This window comes from Amycolatopsis sp. NBC_01488, assembly GCF_036227105.1.
Classification (GTDB): domain Bacteria; phylum Actinomycetota; class Actinomycetes; order Mycobacteriales; family Pseudonocardiaceae; genus Amycolatopsis.
This window is the reverse complement of the sequence record NZ_CP109434.1, coordinates 3,661,552-3,683,500: the sequence shown is the minus strand read 5'-3', so window position 1 is coordinate 3,683,500 and position 21,949 is coordinate 3,661,552. Positions and strand designations below refer to the sequence as shown.

Sequence of the window (21,949 nt, the reverse complement as noted above, 5' to 3'; positions counted from 1 at the left end):
GGTGGTGCGGGTCATGATGTCCGGGTGTTGCTGAGCGAGATAGTCCGGGCGTCCGCCGAACTGGCGGCGACGCGGTCCAGGAAGGCGAAGATCGCCGTCCTGGCCGCCCTGCTGCGCGCGGCCGAGTTCACCGAGCTGGCCACGGTGATCGCGTACCTGACCGGGCAGACGGCACAGGACCGGCTGGGTGCGGGCTGGCGCACCCTGGCCGGACTCGGCGCGTCGCCCGCCGCATCGCCGGTGATCACGGTGCTGGAGGTGGACGCGGCCTTGACAGAGGCCGCGGGCGTAGCGGCGGGCACGGGCTCCTCGACGCGGCGGCAGGACGTGCTGCGGGCGCTGTTCGTCCGGCTCACCGAGGAGGAGCAGCAGTTCCTGTTCCGGCTGGTCACCGGCGAGCTGAGGCAGGGCGCCCTGGAGGGCGTGATGGTCGACGCGATCGCGGCGGCGGCCGAGGTGCCGGCCGAGGACGTGCGGCGCGCGTTCATGCTGTCCGGGAAGCTCGGCATCACCGGCGTCGCGGCGCTGACCGGCGGGCAGGCGGCGCTGGCGGAGTTCCGGCTGACGCTGGGCACGCCGATCAAGCCGATGCTGGCGTCCCCGGCGGAGTCGCTGGATGAAGCCGTCGCCGAGCACGCCGAGGCGATCGTCGAGTACAAGATGGACGGTGCCCGGATCCAGGTGCACCGCCAGGGCGACGAGGTGCACGTCTGGACGCGGACGCTGCGCGAGATCACCTCCAGCGTCCAGGAGCTGGTCGAGCTCGTGCGGGCGCTGCCGTGCGAGTCGGTGGTGCTGGACGGCGAAACGCTCGCCCTGACCGACGCCGGTCGGCCGCGGCCGTTCCAGGACACGATGAGCCGGTTCGGCAGCACGCGCGAGGAGCAGGTCAAGGCGTTGCTGCTGCGGCCGTACTTCTTCGACTGCCTGCACCTCGACGGCGTCGACCTGCTGGACGCGCCGCTGTCCGAACGCAACGCGGCGCTGCGCGAGGTCGCCGGCGCGCACGTGATCCCCGGCGAGATCGGCACCGCGCGGGCTTCCGTCGTGCTGGAAGCGGCGATGGAGGCCGGGCACGAAGGGGTGATGGTGAAGGACCTGGCGTCGCCGTACGCGGCGGGCCGGCGCGGGCGCGCGTGGCTGAAGGTCAAGCCGGTGCACACGATCGACCTGGTGGTGCTCGCGGCGGAATGGGGCCACGGCCGGCGCACGGGCACGCTGTCGAACCTGCACCTGGGCGCCCGAGACCCGGACGGCGGGCCGCCGATCATGGTGGGCAAGACGTTCAAGGGCATGACCGACGAGATCCTCGCGTGGCAGACGAGGACGTTCCAGGAGATCGAGACCCATCGCGACGACTGGACGGTGTACGTCCGCCCCGAGGTCGTGGTGGAGATCGAGCTGGACAGCGCCCAGGTGAGCACGCGCTACCCGGGCGGCCTCGCGCTGCGGTTCGCCAGGGTGGTCCGGTACCGCCCGGACAAGGACCCGGCGGAAGCGGACACGATCGACACGGTCCGCGGCCTGCTGCACGGCGACCGCTCGGAAGGGAGTTGACGACGAAAGTCTTGATCACGACATCTCGCGCGTCGGGGGTGCTTTCCTCCTAAAAGGAAAGACGAAAGTCGATGTTGCGCGCCCGCCGGTCTCGCCAGGGTGGAGTTTCCACGACTCCCGGGGAGAACAGCATGAGATTGCGCGCAACCGCGGGCCTGCTCGCGAGCGCCACACTGCTCGTCACCGCGTTCGCCGCGCCCGCCGGCGCGACGCCCGTGCCGAGCACGCCGAACGCCGGGCACCAGCCCTCGAAGCACCACTTCTCGCCGGCGGCGCAGTCGTTCGTCGGCGCCGACACCGTGCAGAAGCGCGTCGCGAAGCTCGAAGCGGCGATGGCGTCGCTGCCGAAGGAGAGCACCGCGTACAACGCGACGAAACTGTGGAACGCCGGCATCACCGGCGCGGGCAGCACCGTCGCGACGCTGGTGTCCTTCGGTGACGACCAGGTCAAGCAGGTTCTCGACACGTACTCGAAGAACCACGGCCTGCCGCCGGCGAACGTCGAGGTCATCCAGCCGTCCGGTCCGGTGCCCGCGTGCACCGACCCCGGCGTCGACACCGCCACCTGCCAGGGCTGGGGTGGCGAGACCGACCTCGACGTCACGATGATGCACGCCATGGCGCCGAACGCGAAGATCATCGTCGCGGCGACGCCGGTCGCCGAGACGCAGGGCTTCACCGGCCTGCCGGAGATGATGCACGCGGTCGACTACATGACCGAGCACAAGCTGGTCGACGTCATTTCGATGAGCTTCGGCACGACGGAAGAGAACTTCCCGTCGTTCGACTCGATCAAGACGCTCGACCCGGCGCTCGACCGCGCGAGCAAGGCGGGCATCACGATGGTCGCCTCTTCCGGCGACGACGGCCCGACCGGCGGCTACCTCTACGGCCCGGGCAACTACCCGTACCGCGTCGCGAGCTGGCCGGCGTCCGACCCGCGCGTCACGACGCTCGGCGGCACGCAGCTGCACCTCGACGCGAACGGCACCCGCACCAAGGCGGACGACCTGGTGAACGTCGCCGACGACGGGTTCGCCGAGGGCGCCGGGCTGTCGAAGGCGTACGCGCGGCCGAACTGGCAGGACGGCGTCAAGAAGATCACCGGCAGCAAGATGCGCTCGTTCCCGGACATCAGCATGGAAGGCGTGCACGGCACTTCGCAGTCCGCGCCGCTGTTCGCCGGCGTGCTCGCGCTCGCGGTGCAGGCCAAGCACGGCAAGCTCGGCCAGATCAACCCGGTGCTGTACACGAAGCTGGGCCCGGCGGGCACCAAGGCGGGCATCGTCGACGTGACCGAAGGCGACAACAGCCAGGACGGCGTCGTCGGCTTCACCGCGGCGAAGGGCTTCGACGTCGCAAGCGGCTGGGGCACGGTCGACGCGTCGGTCTTCGTCCCCGCACTGGTCAAAGCGCTGAAGTAGGCCACCGGGTGTGTCCCGGTGCCGACGAGCACCGGGACGCACCCGGGTTCAGCAGCAGCGATCCGGCTGGATCGCGTACGGGACACTGTTCGACGGGTCGGACTCGATCGAGTGGTCCACAGTGGAACTATCCTCCGGGGATGCGCAGCGAAAAGCTCACCCGCGCCTGGTTCGCGGTCACCACGCTGGTCGCCCTGACCGGCCTCGTCACGCAGGTGGTCGCCACCGCGACCGACCCCGGCGGCCGCGTCGCGAACCTGCTCTCCTTCTTCACCATCGACTCGAACCTGCTGGTCGCGGCCATCTCGGCGGCCGTCGCGCTGGGCGTGACCCGCAAGAAGCTCTTCGCCGTGCTCTGGCTCGACGCGCTGGTCGGCATCATCGTGACGGGCATCGTCTACCAGGTCGCCCTCGCCGGCCTGTACGACCTGCACGGGCTTTCGCTGTTCTCCGACACCATGCTGCACAAGGTCACGCCGATCCTGTTCGTGCTCGGCTGGCTCGTCGCCGGCCCGCGCGGCGCGCTGACCTGGCGGACGGTCTGGTGGTCGCTGCTCTATCCCCTGGCCTGGCTCGCCTTCACGCTGCCGCGCGGCGCAGTCACCGGCTTCTACCCCTACCCGTTCGTCGACGCCGGCGCGCTCGGCTACGGCCGCGTGACGCTCAACTGCGTCGCCATCGGCCTGTTCTTCACCGCGCTCGCCATCGGCGCGCTCCTCCTGGATCGCCCACTGTCCAAGAAATCGTTGGCAATCTCGGCGACAAAGCCGTAGCGTCGCCTGCCGCCCCGCGAGGACCTGGCTGACCGCGTTAGGGTCGGGCCCATGACGGCGATCGTGCAGAACCTGGTGACGTCCGGCACCTTCCAGCTCGACGGGGGCAGCTGGGACGTCGACAACAACGTGTGGATCGTCGGCGACGACGCGGAAGTGATCGTGATCGACGCCGCTCACGACGCGAAGGCGATCGAGAACGTCGTCGGCGAGCGGAAGCTGGCCGCGATCGTCTGCACCCACGCGCACAACGACCACGTCAACGCGGCCCCGGAGCTGGCCGCGGCCACCGGCGCGCCGATCCTGCTGCACCCGGACGACCGCGTCCTCTGGGACCAGACGCACCCGGACCGCGCGCCGGACGGCGGGCTGGAGGACGGCCAGACGATCACGATCGCGGGCACGGCGCTGAAGGTCGTCCACACGCCGGGGCACGCGCCGGGCGCGGTGTGCCTGTACGCGGAAGAGCTGGGCGTGCTGTTCACCGGCGACACGCTGTTCCACGGCGGCCCTGGTGCCACCGGACGGTCCTTTTCGGACTATCCGACGATCGTGAAGTCCATCCGCGAGAAGCTGTTCACGCTCCCGGACGCGACGAAGGTGCACACCGGCCACGGCGAAGGCACGACGCTGGGCGCGGAGAAGGCGGCCTCGAGCGGCTGGGAGGAGGCTTAGGACGTGTGCTTCCGGGCGACGAGGGCGAACTCCTCGATCGCCCGGTCCGCCGCTCCGGTGGCCTTCCGCACCACGGGCGGCAGGTTCATCCGGTCGAACCCGCCGTCCTCGTCGACCTCGAGCCGGACGACGTGCAGGTCGAAGTCCCGCTGCCGGACCACGCGGGCCTGGGCGACCAGGTCGTCCGGGCCGCTCAGCACGAGCAGCCCGAAGAAGGACCGCATCTGCGCGCGGGCGGCGTAGTAGGAATCCTCGTACCCGGCGGTGCGCTCGGCGTCCGCCTCGGCGAGTTCGCCGATCTCGCGCCGGCGGTGGATGACGTTCAGGTCGATGTTGTGCTGCCGCGCGCGGACGGCGGCCTCGATGAACCCGGCGCAGCGGTCGGCTCTTTCCTGCCGCAGCTTCGCGCGCCGGGCGGCGTTGAGCTTGAGCGGCTCGACCAGCGCTCCCAGCGTCACCCCCACCAGTGACGCGACCGCCGCGATCACCGCGGCACCGACCGCTGTCAGCACGTCAGCCGCGGCGAAGCCGGCGACACCCGGACTCGCTGCTTCGCTTCTTCGGCCAGCGCGAGCGCCCACTGCTGCAACCCCGCGACGTCGATGCCGTGCGGCGGCTCGTCCCGGAACGGCTCGATGTTCGCCGCCCCGCGCTCCAGCAGCGACACCGCGCCGACGTTGTTCCCCCGCGCCGCGTGCGTCAGCCCCACCGCGAGCTGCGCGAGCCCCCGCCACAGCTCGCGGTCGGGCCCGTCGGTCGTCTTCCACGCGTCCTCGAAGACCTCGTGCGCGTGGAACGGCTTGCCGTCGTCCAGCAGCTCCTGGGCCTCCGCAAGCGTTTGCGCCGGGGTCCTCGCGATGCCTTCCGGCTGGCGTTCGACCCCGTCGGCGCCGTACGGCAACGGCCGGCCGAGGCCGTCGCGCGGCCGTGCGTTGCGTGCCCGTCCTTCGGTGTCCCGGTCGCGGCGGCTCATGCCCCGATACTCCCACGTTCGCGGTCCGCGACCCGGCCACGTAGCCTGGGGACTCGTGCGTTTCCTCGACGGCCACCGGCCCGCCCACGACCTGACCTACGACGACGTGTTCCTGCTGCCGAACCGTTCGGACGTGGAGTCCCGCTTCGACGTCGACCTCGCCACCGCGGACGGCACCGGCGCGACCATCCCGATCGTCGTCGCCAACATGACCGCGGTCGCCGGACGGCGGATGGCCGAGACCGTCGCCCGCCGCGGGGGGCTGGTGGTGCTCCCTCAAGATGTGGACAGCCACGCGGTCGCCGAGATCGTCGGCTGGGTGAAGAGCCGCCACACGGTGTGGGACACGCCGCTGGTGCTGACCGGCGGTGACGCCGTGGCCGACGCGCTCAACCTGGTCCACAAGCGCGCACACGGCGCCGTCGTGGTCGTCGACGGCGAAGGCCGCCCGGTCGGCATCGTCGACGAAGCGGCCTGCGCGGGCGTCGACCGCTTCGCGCGTCTCGCCGACGTCGCGCAGCCTGCCGCCGTCGCGGTCCCGCTGGCGACGCCGGCGCGGGAAGTCTTCGAGCAGCTCCACAGCCACGGCGCGTCCCTGGCGCTGGGCCTGGACGCCGACGGCCGCCTCGCGGGCGTGCTGACCGCCGTCGGCGCGCTGCGCGCGGACATCTACACCCCGGCCGTCAACGGCGACGGGAAGCTGCGCGTCGCGGCCGCGGTCGGCGTCAACGGCGACGTCGCGGCGAAGGCCGAAGCCGTCCTCGGCTCCGGCGTCGACGTGCTCGTCGTCGACACCGCGCACGGGCACCAGGAGAAGATGATCGCCGCGCTGAAGGCCGTCCGGTCGGTGTCGCCGCAGGTCCCGGTGGTCGCCGGGAACGTCGTCACCGCCGAGGGCACGCGCGACCTGATCCAGGCCGGCGCGGACGTCGTCAAGGTCGGCGTCGGGCCGGGCGCGATGTGCACGACGCGGATGATGACCGGCGTGGGCCGCCCGCAGTTCTCCGCGGTCGCCGACTGCGCTGCCGCCGCGCGTGAGCTGGGCAAGCACGTCTGGGCCGACGGCGGCGTCCGCCACCCGCGCGACGTCGCGCTGGCGCTGGCCGCCGGCGCGTCCGCGGCGATGGTCGGCTCGTGGTTCGCCGGCACCTACGAATCCCCCGGTGACCTGCGGTTCGACGAGCAGGGCCGGCCTTACAAGGAGTCGTTCGGCATGGCATCGAAGCGCGCGGTGGGCGCGCGGACGCGCACCGACAACGTCTTCGACCGCGCGCGCAAGGCGCTGTTCGAGGAGGGCATCTCGTCGTCGCGGATGGCCCTCGACCCGCAGCGACCGGGCGTCGAGGACCTGCTGGACTCGATCGGCTCGGGCGTCCGATCGTCCTGCACTTATGCGGGCGCGCGCACTCTCGAGGAGTTCCACGAGCGGGCGCTGCTGGGCGTCCAGTCGGCGGCCGGGTTCGCCGAAGGCCGTCCGCTCCCCTCGGGCTGGTGAATGCCATGAAGGGCACCCTCATGGACTTGACGGCCATGCGGGTGCCCTTCATGGAGTCTTAGCCGTGGTCCTCCAGCATCTCGGTGACCAGGGCCGCGATCGGCGAGCGTTCGGAGCGGGTGAGGGTCACGTGCGCGAACAGCGGGTGCCCCTTCAGCTTCTCGATCACCGCCGAGACGCCGTCGTGCCGGCCGACGCGCAGGTTGTCGCGCTGGGCGACGTCGTGCGTGAGCACCACCCGCGACGCCGTGCCGAGCCGCGAGAGCACCGTCAGCAGGACGTTCCGTTCCAGTGACTGCGCCTCGTCGACGATGACGAACGTGTCGTGCAGCGAGCGGCCGCGGATGTGGGTCAGCGGGAGCACCTCGAGCATGCCGCGGTCGAAGACCTCGTCGAGGACGTCCTGGCTGACCAGCGCGCCGAGCGTGTCGAACACCGCCTGCGCCCAGGGCTGCATCTTCTCGCTCTCGGACCCGGGCAGGTAGCCGAGGTCCTGGCCGCCGACCGCGTAGACCGGCCGGAACACCACGACCTTGCGGTGCTGACGGCGTTCCATCACGGCCTCGAGACCGGCGCAGAGGGCGAGCGCCGACTTGCCGGTGCCTGCCCGGCCGCCGAGGGAGACGATGCCGACGTCGGAGTCGAGCAGCAGGTCGAGCGCGACGCGCTGCTCGGCGCTGCGGCCGTGCAGGCCGAACGCCTCGCGGTCGCCCCGGACCAGCCGGATGCGCTTGTCCGCGGTGATCCGGCCGAGGGCACTGGAGGTGCCCGCGAGCAGCCGCAGCCCGGTGTGGCAGGGCAGCTCGGCGAGCTCGTCCATGCCCCATTCGACCGGGTCGACGGTGCTGCCGCCGAACAGCGCGTCGAGCACGTCCTGCTGGACGTCGACGTCCGCCATGCCCGTCCAGCCGGACGGCGTCACTTCCTGCGCGCGGTATTCGTCCGCCTCGAGGCCGACGGCCCCGGCCTTGACCCGCAGCGGGATGTCCTTCGTCACCAGCGTGACCGCCGGGAACTCCGCCGCGAGGTTCAGCGCGCAGGCGAGGATCCGGTGGTCGTTGGAGTCGGTGCGGAACCCGGACGGGAGCACCGACGGGTCCGAGTGGTTCAGCTCCACCTGCAGCGTGCCGCCGTGGTCCCCGATGGGGAGCGGCGCGTCGAGCCTGCCGTGCTGCCGGCGCAGGTCGTCGAGCATGCGCAGGGACTCCCGGGCGAACCAGCCCAGCTCCGGGTGGTGGCGCTTCGCCTCCAGTTCACTGATGACGACCAGCGGAAGCACGACAGCATGCTCGGCGAAGCGGGTGACCGCCCACGGGTCCGAAAGGAGGACCGACGTGTCGAGCACGTACATGTGCTGCTGGGATTCGGGCGAGGTCGAGGCTTTCTCCGGGCCAGGAACGGCACCGGTCGAAGAACGGCCAGAGGCCTTACGGGGCAAACGCTGCGCAGTCACGACGGCATCTCCCTCGAGGGCGTGTGCACCTCACGCCCGCACTCGCTGGGCCGGGCACCTCCCTGGCTGGACCGTTCCTCCTGACCTGGTGGGTCAGTCGGCGCGGCCACGAGGGCCGGGTGCCGGCCCCCTCGTGCGTCTCGTGGGCGGCTGCGCCGCCCCCTCGATCACCGTCACGACCAGGGCCTCCCGCGAGGACCCGCACGGAACGCGTGCCCTCATCTCGGAAGGTACCCACGAATGCGGGATCGCGCAGGGAGCCAACACGGTGATTCGCCAGATCGTCACCTCACTGTCGGTCGTCTGACATCGACGTCGGGTGACGCTCACGCTGCGTCATCGATCTCTCGATCGGTACACCCACGTCGGAATGATCTTGGAAGAATTGCTGACCCGTTGTATTCAGAAGATCGACTGCACAGCTTGTACCACGTTCGATAGCGCCGCGCAGTTCGCGCCGCCAAGAGAGAACCGGTCCGAGTGAAAGCGCCTGCATCAGGCTCACACAATGGGCGTACAAGCCGTACGAGATGCCTGATAGACGGGTAATTTTCTCACTGCGGGACACACCACCGGTCCTCCGGTGCCCCGGATCCCAATAGTTCTACCTAGGAGTGTGCGAAGTGCTGAAGAAGGCTGGTTTCGTCGCCGCCACCGCTGCGGGTCTCATGATGATCGGCAGCACCGCGTTCGCCGCGACGGGCGACCACGGCGGCACCCCGGACCCGACGTTCGGCGACGCCTACGCCACGTTCATCGAAGGCGGCGGCGCCCTGGGCTACGGTGCGGCCTCCCTGGTCGCCGGTGCCTACACGGGCATCGCCACCACCCCGGCGCTGATCCTGCACTCGCTGGAGCACCACCACGGCTGAGTGTGGCTTGCGAAGGGCCCCGGAGCGTGCTCCGGGGCCCTTCGGCGTTTTTCGGGCCTTTTAAGAGCCGAACCGCCGGTGCCGCCAGGCGTAGTCGCGGATGGCGCGCAGGAAATCGACCCGGCGGAATGCCGGCCAATACGCTTCGGTGAACCAGAATTCCGAATGCGCGGACTGCCAGAGCAGGAATCCGGAAAGCCGTTGTTCGCCGGAGGTGCGGATGATGAGGTCCGGATCCGGCTGCCCCGACGTGTAGAGGTGCTCGGAGATGTGGTCGACGTCGAGGATCTTCGCGAGCTCGTGAATGGTCGTGCCCTCGTCGGCGTGCTGGAGCAGCAGCTTGCGCACGGCGTCCGCGATTTCCTGGCGCCCGCCGTAACCGACCGCGACGTTGACCTCCATGCCGGTCCGCCCCTCGGTGCGCGCGGCGGCTTCGCTGAGTCGCTTCGCGACGTCGGCGGGTAGCAGGTCGAGCGCGCCGACGATGCGCAGCTGCCAGGTCTTGCCGGGCGCGGCGAGCTCGTCGGTGACACCGGTGATGATCTTCAGCAGTGGCGTGAGCTCGTCCGGGTCCCGGTTGAGGTTGTCGGTCGAGAGCAGCCACATGGTGACGACCTCGACGTCGGCTTCCTGGCACCAGCTCAGGAAGTCCGCGATCTTCTTCGCCCCGGCGCGGTGGCCGTCCGAAACGTCCGCGAAGCCCGCTTCACGGGCCCAACGGCGGTTGCCGTCGAGCATGATGGCGATGTGCCGGGGATGCCGCCCGGCGGCCTGCTGGATGAGGCGCCGGCCGTAGGCGCTGTACACGACGTCGGACAAGAAGGAGCGAACACTCACGTCCAGGAAGAGTACGCACCCGGTGTGAGGCGCGTGACTCGACCGCTGCCCGGGAACCTACGGTCCCGTAACCTGGACGGGTGAGCCTGAAGACGGAACCACCCGAGCCCGTAGTGGACCTCCGCCCTCGCCTGCGGGGCCACATCCACTTCTGGACGTTCTTCGGCGCCCTCGCGGCGACCGCGGCGCTGATCAGCCTGGCGGCGTCCACAGTGTCCCCGATCGCCGCGCTGGCGACGTCGGTCTACGGCCTGACGGTGCTGGGCCTGTTCGGCGTGAGCGCGCTGTACCACCGCCGCTTCTGGAGCCCCCGCGCGTACAAGTGGATGAAGCGCGCGGACCACTCGATGATCTTCCTGTTCATCGCCGGCACGTACACACCGTTCACCCTGCTGGCGATGTCCAAGCCGACGGGCTACGTGATCCTCTCGATCGTCTGGGGCGGCGCGATCGCCGGTGTCGCGCTGAAGATGCTGTGGCCGCACGCACCGCGCTGGCTCGGGGTGCCGATCTACATCGCACTGGGCTGGGTCGCGGTGTTCGTCTTCCCGGAGCTGCTGACGCACGCCGGAGTCGCGGCTTTGGTCCTGCTTTGCGTGGGCGGGCTGTTTTACACGCTGGGGGCGGTGTTCTACGCCGTGAAGTGGCCGAATCACTGGCCGGAGACGTTCGGGTACCACGAGTACTTCCACGCCTGCACCGTGCTGGCGGCGGTTTCGCACTACATCGCGATCTGGCTGGCGATGTACGCCTAGCTGCGGGTTTGTGGTTTTGGACCTTGCTCGTCTACATGCGACCAATCAGCGGGCTTCCCTTCCGCTTGCAGTTTCGCCGAGATCTCACCCGCCTGCCGTTCCTCATATCCGGCCCAGTACAGCGCCTCGTGGTGATGACCCCGGTCGACGTCTGCGATCGCCTTGTACAACCGCGCGTTGCCGAGCCGGAACGCCAGCCACACCGACGGGTTCGCATCCTTCGGCGGCCGGCGGTCCATCACGACCTCGTGGGCGTCTCGCAGCGTCTTCAGCTCAACCTTGCGCACGGTCACGCGTCCCCGCGCGGGCTTCCAGCAGCGTCGCCAGTTCCTCGGTGTGGTCGCGGAGACTGCGCAGGAACGCCGCGCACCCCGTCCAGGCGGTCTGGTCCTCCGGCGGTACCAGCGTCACCACGCACAGCCCACCCGCCAACACCAGAACCGGCGGATGTGACGCGACCGTCCCGGTCTCCTCCACCGTCACCTCGGTACCCACGCCGACTGTCGACCGCAGCCCCAGCCCGTCCCACGTTGCCGTCATGCTGTTCCCATTCCCTGGCCAGGTCGGCGAACCCTTCGGACGCCGACTCCAGTGCCGCCACGCACCACCACGGCAACCCGCGCGCCTGCGCCAGCTCGTGCCACGCCCGCGACACCCGCCGAGCAGCGTTGGCCATGTTCGTCGCACTCATCGGCGACAGCACCGCACGGCCGTGCTCCCACGCGGCCATGTAGTCCCGATACGCCCGCTCCCACGCCTCGACCTGCTCGCGGAAGCTCATCGCTGTCACGCGGCCTTCGGCGTCTCACCGGCCCCACCGCCCTGCCCCGCCACGCGCGGTTCCGCCGTGAGCCCTTCCAGCTCGATCTGTCGCATCCCGGGCAGCGCCTCTGAGGTGGTCGGCACCGGCAGCGTGATCTCGAACGACGCCCGCTTCGCCCGCGTCTCGGCCGGGTCGGTGACTATGACCTTCCACTGCCGCTTACCGGTCACCTCGTCCACCCACTGCCGCACCGGACGAATTCGCCGCCCGGTCCTCACGGGACTGGTACTCGTTGTCGGGCGACACTTCGCCCACCATGACGAGCCCTGAGTGAACGCGTCGTCGAAGTCGATGCCGAACCGGTGTCCCTTGTCGATAGCCATGCTAAATCCCTTGTGTCGTCTGCTAGTTGGTAGCTTCTGGCGGCTCTCCGCCTCGTGCCGCTGCGGCGTCCAATGCCGCGCTCGCCTTGTCCAGTTCCCTGCGCAGTACGGCGATGGCGTCCGAGTCCACGAGCAGGACCACCGGGAACGCCTTGCCGAACCGGACTTCCGCGCGGTTTGCGTACGTCAGCGCCCTGGCACGGATCGGCAGACCAGCCGTGACGTGGACCTGAACCGTGTCGCGCATGCCACGCCGCGCCTACGCCACACGTCGGCGAGGTACCGCCCACTTGTCCGAGCCAGCCGGCCGAACGGCGGTTGCAATGGTCGCGCCTACCTCCTCGGTGTCCTGGCACCGGGCCTGCCCCGGCAACCTGACACCCAATCTCCGCCAAGACGCGGGACGTGATCACCACGTGGCAGGACATCTCGGGACGTCCCTGGTACCGTCGAAGACGTCCCTACACGTCCCGAGGGTGCCGATGCCGAACGAACGCCTGCGTGACGCGCTGCTGCGCAACGGTCTGACGTTGGAGCAGGTCGCCAAGGCGGTCGGCGTCGATCAGAAGACCGTCGAGCGCTGGATCACCAAAAACCGGACGCCCTACCCCAAGCACCGGCACAAGATCGCCGCCATGGCACGCGAGTCAGAGACCTACCTGTGGCCGGACTCGGTGGCTCCGGAGCGCAAGGCCGAGACCGCCGCCGCCGAGATCGTGCAGGTCTTCCCGCATCGCAACGCCGTTCCCGTCGAGTTGTGGGACAGGCTGATCAAGGAAGCAGCGGAGACCGTCGAGATCCTGGTCCACGCGGCGTTGTTCCTGGTGGAACGCCCGCGGTTCATTAAGGACCTGACGGCCAAGGCAGCGGCCGGCGCTCAAATTCGGCTGGTGTTCGGAGACCCCGAGGGGGAGAGCGTCGCTCTGCGCGGCGAGGAAGAGCAGCTGGGCGACGGGACGCTTGCAGCGCGCATCCGCAACGCGCTGGCGTCCTACCGGCCGTTGGTCGGCGTCGACGGCGTGGAGATGCGGTTCCACAACACGACGCTCTACAACTCGATCTTCCGGTTCGACGACGAGATGATCATCAACACGCACGTGTACGGGTTTCAGGGAGCCCACGCCCCGTCCCTTCACCTGCGGAGACTGTCCGCCGGAGACCTCTTCGAGACGTACTCGGAAAGCTTCGAGTCAGTCTGGAACCTCGCCAAGCCGGCCACTTTCTAGGAGGCAGCATGACCCGAGTCGACTACTACAACGACCCGAACGCACCCAAAGCGAACAGCATCGCGGTAGCAGTGTCAGCGTTCATCCAGGACGACGAAGGCCGGATCTTGATGATCAGGCGCACCGACAACGACCTGTACTCCATTCCCGGCGGACAACTGGAACTCGGCGAAACCCTGGCCGAAGCGGCGGTCCGGGAGGTCCGAGAGGAGACCGGCATCGAATGTGAGGTCACAGAGGTCATCGGCCTGTACTCAGACCCCAAGCACGTCATCGCCTACGACGACGGCGAAGTCCGGCAGGAGTTCTCAATCTGCTTTCGCGCAAAGCCGACCGGAGGGAAGCTTCAAACAAGCAGCGAAAGCAAAGAAGCCTTATGGACACGGGTCGATTCGGTCAGTGAACTGAAGATACACTCAACGATTAGACTACGGATTGCACACGGACTTGAAGAACAACCCGTATTCTTCAGTTAGTCCTCAGTCGGATTCACCGTTCTCAATCTCCGCCGCCAACTCCACAGCCCCAAAAACTCCCAACCGGATCAACTCTTGAACAACCTTCGAAGCATCCGGAGCCTTGAGTTCGTGAAGTCGACGCGCGATTGCAATAAGAGACGTATCGTTGTAGCCAGCATGCGTCTCCGCTCTTAGCAGACGTGCGATTATTGTCGCCGAACTGGCAGGATCAGCATCGACCGGCAGAGCTTCAAAAATCTTATGGCGCGTATGCCCCGACCTCGATGGCGCACACAGCGGACTATCCATGAGCAGGTCGGCAACTTCTGCCACCTTCACACCCTTAGCGAAAAGACACTTAGCGAGGATCGAAACTTCGTCAGCCTTGAGGGGCTTCGGAAGCCCGTCTATCCTTCGACGCCAATACCCAGAAAACTTACTCCAAACCTCCACTTGACGTGGTTCATCATCAGACTCAAGCAGTCGAACCAAAGCCTCATTCCACTGAGTCAACTCCCTCGAATGCGCTGCATTAATCAGCGCATCTGGCCAGTGAACGTCGGTAACATCATTCGGAAAGAACATAAACAACGCTGCATGATGTCGGATAAATGCATGAACGGACTTAGGCAAATTCCTCCTAATCTGCGGCAGCGAAACCCGCATAATTCCCGCTAGCAAATCAGCCAAGTCCGGAGTCCACCGTCCCCAATGCAGAAACCCTTCCCAGAACTTCGCAGCACTGTATTCGCCCGAGCGAGACCAATCGAAGCGTGGCACAAGATGTGACACACACCAGTCGCGCTCCATGGCGAGCAACCAAGATGGCTGCCCACCTAGAATCACTGCACTTGGATCACCGACCAAACTGGAAGTTTTTATCATCTCCTCCAGCGCAGACTTCTGTATTGCATCAACGTTAGCTTCAACTAGTCGATTTACGAGCTTTATAAGTCCATTCAGGTAAGTTAGAGTCAGGTCACCCCGAGGCTCATTAATTGCCCAGTCAAGCGTTGGACCAAGACTGGCGTCGCGCGGCGGATCATTGTCCGAAGCCTCCTCCCAAAGCGAGAATATCATCTGCAGTTGACGTCTAAGCTCGTCATCCGTCGATGAATTCTCTTGCAGACTCGACCAATACTTTTCCTGCATCCTCCGAACCTGAGTGGAAAGCTTTGGAGAGTTGGGGTTCCGCAAAACTAACTCGAGAACTTCAGTCGAGATTTCGAGACCTTCTCGATCAGCCAGCAAGTTCAACAAAGAAGACCAAGCATCAATATTCCAGATTTCACGTCGACAAAGTTCGATTAAGACCTCCACAACGAACCCCAAGGGCCGGTCAGCGCAAGCTAAAAGCACTTCCTTCGTCCAATTAATGACAGCGATGTCACCTGACACACTGTTTGCAGATTCAGCAGGAAAGGAATCCACAGCATCCGACGAGTCTCGACCCCGAAGAACACCTGTAGCTTGAAAGTCATCTCGCGCCCAGGCACCTGCAGTAATCCATGAGTGCAGGTTCGGATGTTCGCGCGGCAGGAAGGTAGGATTCTGCTCTTGAATCTTTTCAAACGAAATCTTTGTGGTGCGGTCGTCCGGTGCGCATGTAGTGAGCCAATACAACAAGTTGAATCTGACATAACGATTACTGCTCGGCCTATCGTAGCCCACGCGGCCCGTCAGGGCCTTTCGAATAACCCGTTGCCTCACGGCAGGACTCGCGCTTCCATACTTGGCCTTGAGAAGCGCGAAAATCTCGGGCTTTAACTCATGATCAAAAAGCAGTCGATGCTTCAGAATCAGACCAATAGCCTTATCAGACTGATAGGCCTCACCGTAACCGAGAGCATCTACAGCAAGCCTACGCACTATGTCATAGTCATGACCAAGCAACTCATCTAGATAGTGCAACGTCTTGGAAGGTCCAGCTTCAACTTTCGCACGAAGTGCATCGCGCGCAACGTCGATCAATATATCAATACCGCCACTGTCAGCGAATTGGTCATCATCGACATTGACACCGACGACCTGCCGGTGACGCGATATCGCATCTCGACCATCCACCCCATCGAATAGGCGGTGAGCATTTACCGCCGATACGATTTGGAATAATGTGCAGCTAATAAGCCTTTCCGCATCGTCTTCCAAGCTCGCCCGCAGTATCTCCCAAGCTTGCCGTAGCCAGTACGTCTCACCAAGAACGCTGACATTCAACTGAACAGGCCAGCCTTCGACAAGGAATGAATACCCTTTGGAAACGACACTTTTTACCTGAAGAAGAAACTCAAATGCGTGCAAGCCTGCAAATCGGTCCGCTTCAACAAGCTCAGGCAACATTGATGACAGTCGCTCCGCATACTCGTCGCCAGCAGTCGAAATAAGCATGAGCAAATACTGACGCGCGTTAGGCACGTCCGAATAAGAACTTGCAAGACTTCGCCAGACGTCCCACCATATCAGCGATCCTGACGCTACTTCGCTTTTCTGCAATAGGACGAGCAAATCTCCAGCATGCTCAGTCTTCATCATTTCAGCAAGCCATGATGACCACAATTGAGCACAGTCATCCGGCTCACGACTTGACAGGACACTGGTCAGGTATCCATTATCTGACAACCAGTTAACCCAGACATGCGGTTTTGCTGCATCTAGAAAATAGCGCAGGGTTTCCGGCCTGGAAAGCGCCCAGTCAATATAAGTGCTATCTATCGGCCCCAGAGGAGGCGTCCTCGCAGCGATAGAGCTGACTCGCCGCTGTTTCTCCAACGGCATCGCGGTTGCCCGTTTCACCCAGGCATTAATCGCCTCCGGCAGAGCACGATGGTTATCCACTGGCGGGTAAGTCACGGGCGTGATGCCCAAACGCCGCCAACCCTCTTCTTTGCCAACTTCAGCGAAGGCGTACGCCTCAGTTTTTGGAGGCAGCGCACGTGTAAGATACCTCATTACAGTGTCGTCGCCGCTATACCCGACAAACAGAACCGTATATTTTTCGAACATCCTAACCAGGAAGCTTGCCGCCCAGCCTAAGGTTATATAGGCTTTTCCAAAGTCGCGATCAGTAAGAACTATAGATTGATTTGACGACATGGGCACGACGCCATGCAAGTGCACGATCCCCTCGAATGAATCTCCGAGGGGGAGCGCGGGGCCAGCATAAGTCGAGACGGGAACGCTCATTCGCGTGAATGCTCCCTCAAAGTGCTGGTCATAGTTTGTCGTGACAATACGCGACGTAACCGAGTTCGCTAGCGTCGCAATACCTTGATGCAAGACATTGTCTTCGGCATCGGGCCGCAGTAGAAGCGCTTGAGTTCGAAGGTGGACTTGACCGCCAGCCTCTTCGAGAATACCGAGATACTCGTCAATTCGCTGATCATCACCGAGAGGCGTTTGATATCCAATCTGATCGGCGATTGTTCTAGCCAAACCGATGAAGCTAGGCAACGAAGAGGGCGGAGGAATAGAAACCCCGGCACCAGCAAAGAAGACCAGACGATCTTCTTCGAGTGCTTGCATAAGCCGCCGAGGAAGTGGCACATCATCTGTCAGCCACTCAAGTGGAGAGTCTGCCATATCGTTGTCTTCACCTAGAGGTCGAGAACAATACTGTTGCCGAATTCAGCTCTATGGGATCAAGGGCGCGCCGCCTCAGGCGGCGCGCCTGTCGCCTACGTAGCCCCTCGCCTTGGCGGCCGCATCCGCTTCCGACACGGCGGGCTGCCGCTCCGCTTCGTCCGCCGGCCGGGCGGTGCGGCCGCCAGCGGGTCACCCGGCGCAGCGCCGCGCGGCGGCGGCACGCGAGTCACCCTCAGCCATCCCGGCCTCCTCGACGAGCTACGAGCGGTGGTGACATTCGGGTCGTTCGTGACTCGATCTCTGTTACGCACCGTCGTAGGAGACCTCCATCCCGACGCCTGATCGTGACAACGGCCGGTAGCACCGCGTCAAGACGGTGAAGCGTGTCTTGACCCGGCACCACCGGCCGCGTGGAGGCTTCGTATCGGGATGCAGGGCGGGGTGTGGCGTCGGTCGCCAGGCCGCCTCCAGGCCGTCAGAGGTCAGGAACAGGCCACCACCCGTGAGAACTGATGGCAGACAAAACCGCAGCTCAGCGCACCTAAAAGGCAGGGACGCCGAGGTGAAGCAGACCCCCGGAGCAGATCGTCGCGATCTGGCTGGCCATGTACGCGTAGGCCGCCGCTGGGGACCTCCCCCTGGAAGTCCCCAGCGAAGCTGCTCAGCCGAACATGCCCGGCTGGTACTCGCCCGCCGGGGTGCGGGTGATCACGTTCAGGCGGTTCCAGGCGTTGATCATCGCCACCAGGCAGATCAGTGCGCCGATCTGCTCGTCGTCGTAGTGCTTGCGGACCTGGGCCCACGTCTCGTCCGAAACGCCTTCGTGGGCGTCCGCCAGGCGGGTTCCCTCCTCCGCCAGGGCCAGGGCCGCGCGCTCCGCTTCGGTGAACACCACCGCTTCGCGCCACGCCGCCACCATTGCCAGGCGGACCGCCGTCTCGCCGGCCGCCGCCGCGTCCTTCGTGTGCATGTCGAGACACATTCCGCAGCCGTTGATCTGGCTCGCGCGGATCTTCACCAGTTCCTGCGTCGCCATCGGGAGGCTCGTCTCCTCCACCGGGCGGGCCGCCGCGATCAGGCGCTTGACGAACTTGCCGGCGACCTCGTTCTCGAACATGTTCAACCGCGGTTCCATGACCGTTCCCTTCGTCGGTGTCACTGCCTTGACGACGTGCGCCGAGCCGGTGTGACAGCCCGGGACGTGGCGCCGGTCACATGTACACCTTCGCGCCATCCCCCACGCCGCCGATCACGGCGAACGCACCCGGCGCGACCTGCGGGAACCCGGGTGATCTCGCCAGCGGACGGCGCTTCAAACCACCACTTTCCGGGGTCACCCACCGGAGCACCACGACGGTTGCCGTGATCATCAGCGCGGCCCACGGTGGCTCCTGAAGACACCGACGCGCGAAAGGAGCAGCACCGCGATGGCCAAGACCATGCAGCCCCAGGAGCTCATCGACAGTGCCGTGGTCGACCCGGCCGGCAACAAGCTCGGGAAGGTCGGCAACGTCTACCTCGCCGACGCGACGCACCAGCCGGAGTGGATCACCGTCAAGACCGGCCTGTTCGGCACCAAGGAGAGCTTCGTCCCGCTCTCCGGTGCGCACACCGACAAGGACGGCGTGCACGTCCGGGTCGACAAGGACGCCGTCTCCGACGCGCCTCGCATCGACGCCGACGGGCACCTCTCCCCCGAGGAAAGCGCCCAGCTCTACCAGCACTACGGCCTGCCCATGCCGCGGACCTCGCCGGACGGGCGGATGGACGAGCGGATGGCCGGCCGGACGGGTGATCGGACGCAGGGCCGCGACCCGGCCATGGGCGGCGACCGCGGTCGGTCCGGAATGGACAGTGCGCGGCGCGGGAAGTCCGAAAAGGACAGCATGACGCGGTCGGAGGAACGGCTGAACGTCGGCACCGAGCAGGTCGAGACCGGGCACGTGCGGCTGCGCAAGTACGTCGTCACCGAAGAGCAGCAGGTCACCGTTCCGGTGCGGCACGAGGAAGTGCGCGTCGAGCGGGAGCCGATCAAGGACGGCCGCGGCCAGGCCGAGATCGGCGAGGCCGAGCAGGACGTCGTCCTCCACGCGGAGAAGCCCGTGGTGCGCAAGGAAACCGTGCCGGTCGAGCGGGCGCGCCTGCGGACCGAGACGGTCGCCGACGAGCAGACCGTCTCCGGCAAGGTCCGCAAGGAGCAGTTCGAGGTCACCGACGACGACGGCAAGCGCCGCAAGTCCTGACCGCCCGGAGCGGGCGGCCGGGCCCCGACCCCGGCCGCCCCCGGGTTCAGGCGGGAGCGGCCTGCAGGCGCGGCAGCCCCGCCAGCAGCCGCAGGCCCTTCTTCCGCATCGACGGCGGGATCGGCGGCATCGACAGCGTCAGCGCGCGGTCCCAGCCGTGGACGTGCAGCTCGAACTTCACCAGGAAGCCGCCGGTCGGCTCGGTGATCGCCACCTGCCCGCGCGGCACGCCGAGCAGGGCCTTGCGTGGGCCGCCCGTCGAGGGGTCCGCTTCGAAGAACATCAGCTGACGGTCGGTCAGCAGCAGGTACAGCTCGCGCTGGGCGGTGATCGAGAACATCGTGCCGCCGCTGAGGACGGCCGTGGCCAGCCCGAGGGCGACGCTTTCCCCGAAGACCTGGCGGACCGAGCCGACCTTGGCCATCGAGATCACTTCGGGCGTTTCGCCCGGTTGCATCATCGGCGCGGCGAGTTCGAGCACGCGTCTGTCACGGCGTGAGCCCATGGTGGTCCTTCGGGGGAGCGGGAGCTGACGCGCAAGCGTAGATCAGGCCCGCAGCATCGGCGCCGCCAGGAACTGCTCCGGGATGGCGAACGCGTCCACCAGCGCCCGCGCGTGCGGGCGCAGCTTGGCGCACAGGCTGTTCACCGCCGCCGTGACGGCCTTCCCGCGCGACGCCGTCAGACGCCCGTGGCCGAGGAACCACGCCAGGTCCTCTTCGATCGCCGACAGCGCGTAGAGGTCGCAGACGCGGTCGAGCAGCGTGCGGGCGTCCGGGTCCTCGCACCGCTCGATGGCCGCCGCGAACGCCTCCAGCACCAGCCGCTCCACGTGGACGCGGCCCGCGCGCAACACGTGGTCCTGGGCCGAATTGAACACCCCGAACGGGTCCGACGCCGCCTTGCGCAGGCGCTTCGCCACGCCCTCGACGACGTGCTCTTCGCGGTCTTCGAACAGCCTCAGCTGCCACTCGCGGCGGAAGAAGACGTCCGCGTCGGACCCCTCGGTGAGCGACTCGAGTGCCTTGCGCACGGACGTCCGCTCCAGGATCGCGCTCACCACCTGGTCGGTGAAGAACCGGGCCGTGGCCAGCGGCGAGAGGTCCTCGAAGTCCTGCTTGTAGCTGGTCAGCAGGCCCTTGGCGACCAGCTGCAGCAGCACGGTGTTGTCGCCTTCGAACGTCGTGAAGACGTCGGTGTCGGCCTTCAGGCCCGGCAGGATGTTCTCCGCCAGGTACCCCGAGCCGCCGCACGCCTCGCGCGCCGCCTGGATCGTCGCTGTCGCGTGCCACGTGTTCAGCGCCTTCAGCCCGGCCGCGCGCGACTCCAGCTCACGCTGCTCCTCTTCCGGCGCCGACGAGTCGATGTCGTGCAGCTTCGACACCAGCTCTTCCTGCGCGAAGTGCAGCGCGTACGTCTTCGCCAGCGCCGGCAGCAGCTTCCGCTGGTGCCCGAGGTAGTCGAGGATGACGACCTCTTCGCCGTCCGGCGTCATGAACTGACGGCGCTGCTCGCCGTAGCGGATCGCCAGGGCCAGCGCGCGCTTCGTCGCGCTCCCCGCGCTTCCGCCGACGCTGACCCGGCCGCGGATCAGCGTGCCGAGCATGGTGAAGAACCGGCGGCTGTCGCTCTCGATCGGGCTCGAGTACGTCCCGTCTTCGGAAACGTCCCCGAAGCGGTTCAGCAGGGCCTCGCGCGGGATCCGGACGTCGTCGAAGCTCAACCGTCCGTTGTCGACACCGTTCAGGCCCGCCTTCGGGCCGCAGTCCTCAATGGACACTCCCGGCAGCGGCGCACCGGAGTCGTCCCGGATCGGCACCAGGAAAGCGTGCACGCCGCGCGATTCGCCGCCGGTGACGAGCTGCGCGAACACCACCGCCATCCGGCCGTCGCGGGCCGCGTTGCCGATGTACTCCTTGGTGGCCATGGCATCCGGGGTGTGCACGACGAACCCGCCGTCCACGAAGGTCGCCGTGGTGCGCAGGTGCTGGACGTCGGATCCGTGGCCGTGCTCGGTCATCGCGAAGCAGCCGAGCAGGTCCAGGTTCATGATCGCGCGCAGGTGCGCCGCGTGGTGGCGCTCGGTGCCCAGCAGCTGGACGGCGCCGCCGAACAGTCCCCATTGGACACCGGCCTTCACCATCAGCGACAGGTCGCCGTAGCCGAGCAGCTCGAACGACGTCACCGAGCCACCGACGTCGCCCCCGCCGCCGTACGCCGGGTCGAAGCCCAGGCCGGGACGGTCGGTCTCGGCGAGCGCGCACAGCTGGTCGAGCACCTGGGCGCGGTGCGCCTCGATGCCGAGGTCCACCGGGTCGCGGAACTCGGCGTCGCTCATCTCGGCGCGCACGCCGCGGCGCAGCTCGGCCCAGCGGCCGTCGAGGACGGTGGTCAGCGCGTCCGGATCCACCTTCGAGGGCACTTCGGGGACGTCCACGACTACCTCCGGAAAGGACTTGCGGCAGGCTTCCTACTCGTTGGTA

Annotated in this window: 22 protein-coding genes and 1 pseudogene; 10 read left to right on the top strand and 13 right to left on the bottom strand. The window is 66.7% G+C overall.

The genetic code is table 11. From position 1 onward, the window contains the following. The first annotated feature begins 24 nt into the window (after positions 1 to 24). From OG738_RS17870 to OG738_RS17855, 4 genes are all read left to right on the top strand, one after another. Positions 25 to 1,557: an ATP-dependent DNA ligase gene (locus tag OG738_RS17870; RefSeq protein ID WP_329055315.1), complete on the top strand. Its 1,533-nt coding sequence runs from the start codon at positions 25 to 27 to the stop codon at positions 1,555 to 1,557. Between the two features lie 131 nt (positions 1,558 to 1,688). After that, entirely contained in the window at positions 1,689 to 2,981 is a 1,293-nt protein-coding gene (locus OG738_RS17865; protein ID WP_329055313.1) for a S53 family peptidase, read from the top strand. A 140-nt stretch (positions 2,982 to 3,121) separates the two neighbouring features. Then, the gene (locus OG738_RS17860) at positions 3,122 to 3,754 is read left to right on the top strand and encodes a Pr6Pr family membrane protein (RefSeq protein WP_329055312.1); all 633 of its coding nucleotides are present in this window, start codon (positions 3,122 to 3,124) and stop codon (positions 3,752 to 3,754) included. A gap of 51 nt (positions 3,755 to 3,805) precedes the next feature. Next, on the top strand, positions 3,806 to 4,429 hold the full coding sequence (locus OG738_RS17855) for an MBL fold metallo-hydrolase (protein ID WP_329055311.1): 624 nt from the start codon (positions 3,806 to 3,808) through the stop codon (positions 4,427 to 4,429). Here OG738_RS17855 and OG738_RS17850 read toward each other — a convergent pair. Together OG738_RS17850 and OG738_RS17845 are read right to left on the bottom strand one after the other, a co-directional pair. After that, the gene (locus tag OG738_RS17850; RefSeq protein ID WP_329055309.1) at positions 4,426 to 4,941 is read right to left on the bottom strand and encodes a hypothetical protein; all 516 of its coding nucleotides are present in this window, start codon (positions 4,939 to 4,941) and stop codon (positions 4,426 to 4,428) included. The genes OG738_RS17855 and OG738_RS17850 overlap by 4 nt on opposite strands. Next, positions 4,935 to 5,402, bottom strand: a complete 468-nt coding sequence (locus OG738_RS17845) for a DUF309 domain-containing protein (protein WP_329055307.1) — start codon at positions 5,400 to 5,402, stop codon at positions 4,935 to 4,937. The genes OG738_RS17850 and OG738_RS17845 overlap by 7 nt, the downstream gene beginning before the upstream one ends. Before the next feature lie 55 nt (positions 5,403 to 5,457). On the opposite strand from OG738_RS17845, the gene OG738_RS17840 reads away from it, so the two are divergent. After that, complete coding sequence (locus OG738_RS17840) at positions 5,458 to 6,897, top strand: GuaB1 family IMP dehydrogenase-related protein (protein WP_329055305.1); 1,440 nt, start codon at positions 5,458 to 5,460, stop codon at positions 6,895 to 6,897. A gap of 58 nt (positions 6,898 to 6,955) precedes the next feature. Here the strand turns inward: OG738_RS17840 and OG738_RS17835 are convergent, their stop codons facing one another. Next, positions 6,956 to 8,248 carry a PhoH family protein gene (locus OG738_RS17835; protein WP_329055304.1) on the bottom strand — a complete coding sequence of 431 codons (1,293 nt, stop codon included), beginning with the start codon at positions 8,246 to 8,248 and terminating at the stop codon, positions 6,956 to 6,958. 725 nt (positions 8,249 to 8,973) lie between these two features. Here OG738_RS17835 and OG738_RS17830 point away from each other — a divergent pair. Continuing rightward, the gene (locus OG738_RS17830; RefSeq protein ID WP_329055303.1) at positions 8,974 to 9,222 is read left to right on the top strand and encodes a hypothetical protein; all 249 of its coding nucleotides are present in this window, start codon (positions 8,974 to 8,976) and stop codon (positions 9,220 to 9,222) included. A gap of 60 nt (positions 9,223 to 9,282) precedes the next feature. Here OG738_RS17830 and OG738_RS17825 read toward each other — a convergent pair whose 3' ends face one another. Continuing rightward, positions 9,283 to 10,059, bottom strand: a complete 777-nt coding sequence (locus OG738_RS17825; protein WP_329055302.1) for an isoprenyl transferase — start codon at positions 10,057 to 10,059, stop codon at positions 9,283 to 9,285. 113 nt (positions 10,060 to 10,172) lie between these two features. Between OG738_RS17825 and trhA the strand changes: the two genes are divergently transcribed. Further along, positions 10,173 to 10,814, top strand: a complete 642-nt coding sequence (trhA, locus tag OG738_RS17820; protein WP_442875944.1) for a PAQR family membrane homeostasis protein TrhA — start codon at positions 10,173 to 10,175, stop codon at positions 10,812 to 10,814. Here the strand turns inward: trhA and OG738_RS17815 are convergent. From OG738_RS17815 to OG738_RS17800, 4 genes and pseudogenes are all read right to left on the bottom strand, one after another. Next, positions 10,811 to 11,107: an AMED_5909 family protein gene (locus OG738_RS17815; protein ID WP_329055299.1), complete on the bottom strand. Its 297-nt coding sequence runs from the start codon at positions 11,105 to 11,107 to the stop codon at positions 10,811 to 10,813. The two genes, trhA and OG738_RS17815, sit on opposite strands and share 4 nt — an antisense overlap. Beyond that, a complete protein-coding gene (locus OG738_RS17810) occupies positions 11,088 to 11,354 on the bottom strand; it encodes a hypothetical protein (RefSeq protein ID WP_329055298.1) in 267 nt (88 codons plus the stop codon). The genes OG738_RS17815 and OG738_RS17810 overlap by 20 nt, the downstream gene beginning before the upstream one ends. Positions 11,355 to 11,633: 279 nt before the next feature. Further along, a pseudogene (locus OG738_RS17805) lies at positions 11,634 to 11,960 on the bottom strand (hypothetical protein); the annotation flags it as partial. 22 nt (positions 11,961 to 11,982) lie between these two features. Next, positions 11,983 to 12,207: a hypothetical protein gene (locus tag OG738_RS17800; RefSeq protein ID WP_329055296.1), complete on the bottom strand. Its 225-nt coding sequence runs from the start codon at positions 12,205 to 12,207 to the stop codon at positions 11,983 to 11,985. A gap of 235 nt (positions 12,208 to 12,442) precedes the next feature. On the opposite strand from OG738_RS17800, the gene OG738_RS17795 reads away from it, so the two are divergent. Next, a complete protein-coding gene (locus OG738_RS17795) occupies positions 12,443 to 13,186 on the top strand; it encodes a DUF5919 domain-containing protein (protein WP_329055295.1) in 744 nt (247 codons plus the stop codon). Between the two features lie 8 nt (positions 13,187 to 13,194). Beyond that, positions 13,195 to 13,662, top strand: coding sequence for an NUDIX hydrolase (locus OG738_RS17790; protein WP_329055293.1), 468 nt, complete (start codon positions 13,195 to 13,197; stop codon positions 13,660 to 13,662). Positions 13,663 to 13,665: 3 nt separating this feature from the next. On the opposite strand, the gene OG738_RS17785 is transcribed toward OG738_RS17790, so the two are convergent. The 3 genes from OG738_RS17785 to OG738_RS17775 all read right to left on the bottom strand — a co-directional run bounded on the left by OG738_RS17785 (position 13,666) and on the right by OG738_RS17775 (position 18,593). Next, positions 13,666 to 17,220, bottom strand: coding sequence for an SIR2 family protein (locus OG738_RS17785; protein ID WP_329055292.1), 3,555 nt, complete (start codon positions 17,218 to 17,220; stop codon positions 13,666 to 13,668). 664 nt (positions 17,221 to 17,884) lie between these two features. Next, entirely contained in the window at positions 17,885 to 18,358 is a 474-nt protein-coding gene (locus tag OG738_RS17780) for a carboxymuconolactone decarboxylase family protein (protein WP_329055290.1), read from the bottom strand. Positions 18,359 to 18,434: 76 nt separating this feature from the next. Further along, entirely contained in the window at positions 18,435 to 18,593 is a 159-nt protein-coding gene (locus tag OG738_RS17775) for a hypothetical protein (RefSeq protein ID WP_329055288.1), read from the bottom strand. 57 nt (positions 18,594 to 18,650) lie between these two features. On the opposite strand from OG738_RS17775, the gene OG738_RS17770 reads away from it, so the two are divergent. Next, on the top strand, positions 18,651 to 19,466 hold the full coding sequence (locus OG738_RS17770; RefSeq protein WP_329055286.1) for a PRC and DUF2382 domain-containing protein: 816 nt from the start codon (positions 18,651 to 18,653) through the stop codon (positions 19,464 to 19,466). 46 nt (positions 19,467 to 19,512) lie between these two features. On the opposite strand, the gene OG738_RS17765 is transcribed toward OG738_RS17770, so the two are convergent. Then, positions 19,513 to 19,971, bottom strand: a complete 459-nt coding sequence (locus OG738_RS17765) for a hypothetical protein (protein ID WP_329055284.1) — start codon at positions 19,969 to 19,971, stop codon at positions 19,513 to 19,515. Between the two features lie 42 nt (positions 19,972 to 20,013). Continuing rightward, complete coding sequence (locus OG738_RS17760) at positions 20,014 to 21,903, bottom strand: acyl-CoA dehydrogenase family protein (protein WP_329055283.1); 1,890 nt, start codon at positions 21,901 to 21,903, stop codon at positions 20,014 to 20,016. Positions 21,904 to 21,949 lie beyond the last annotated feature (46 nt).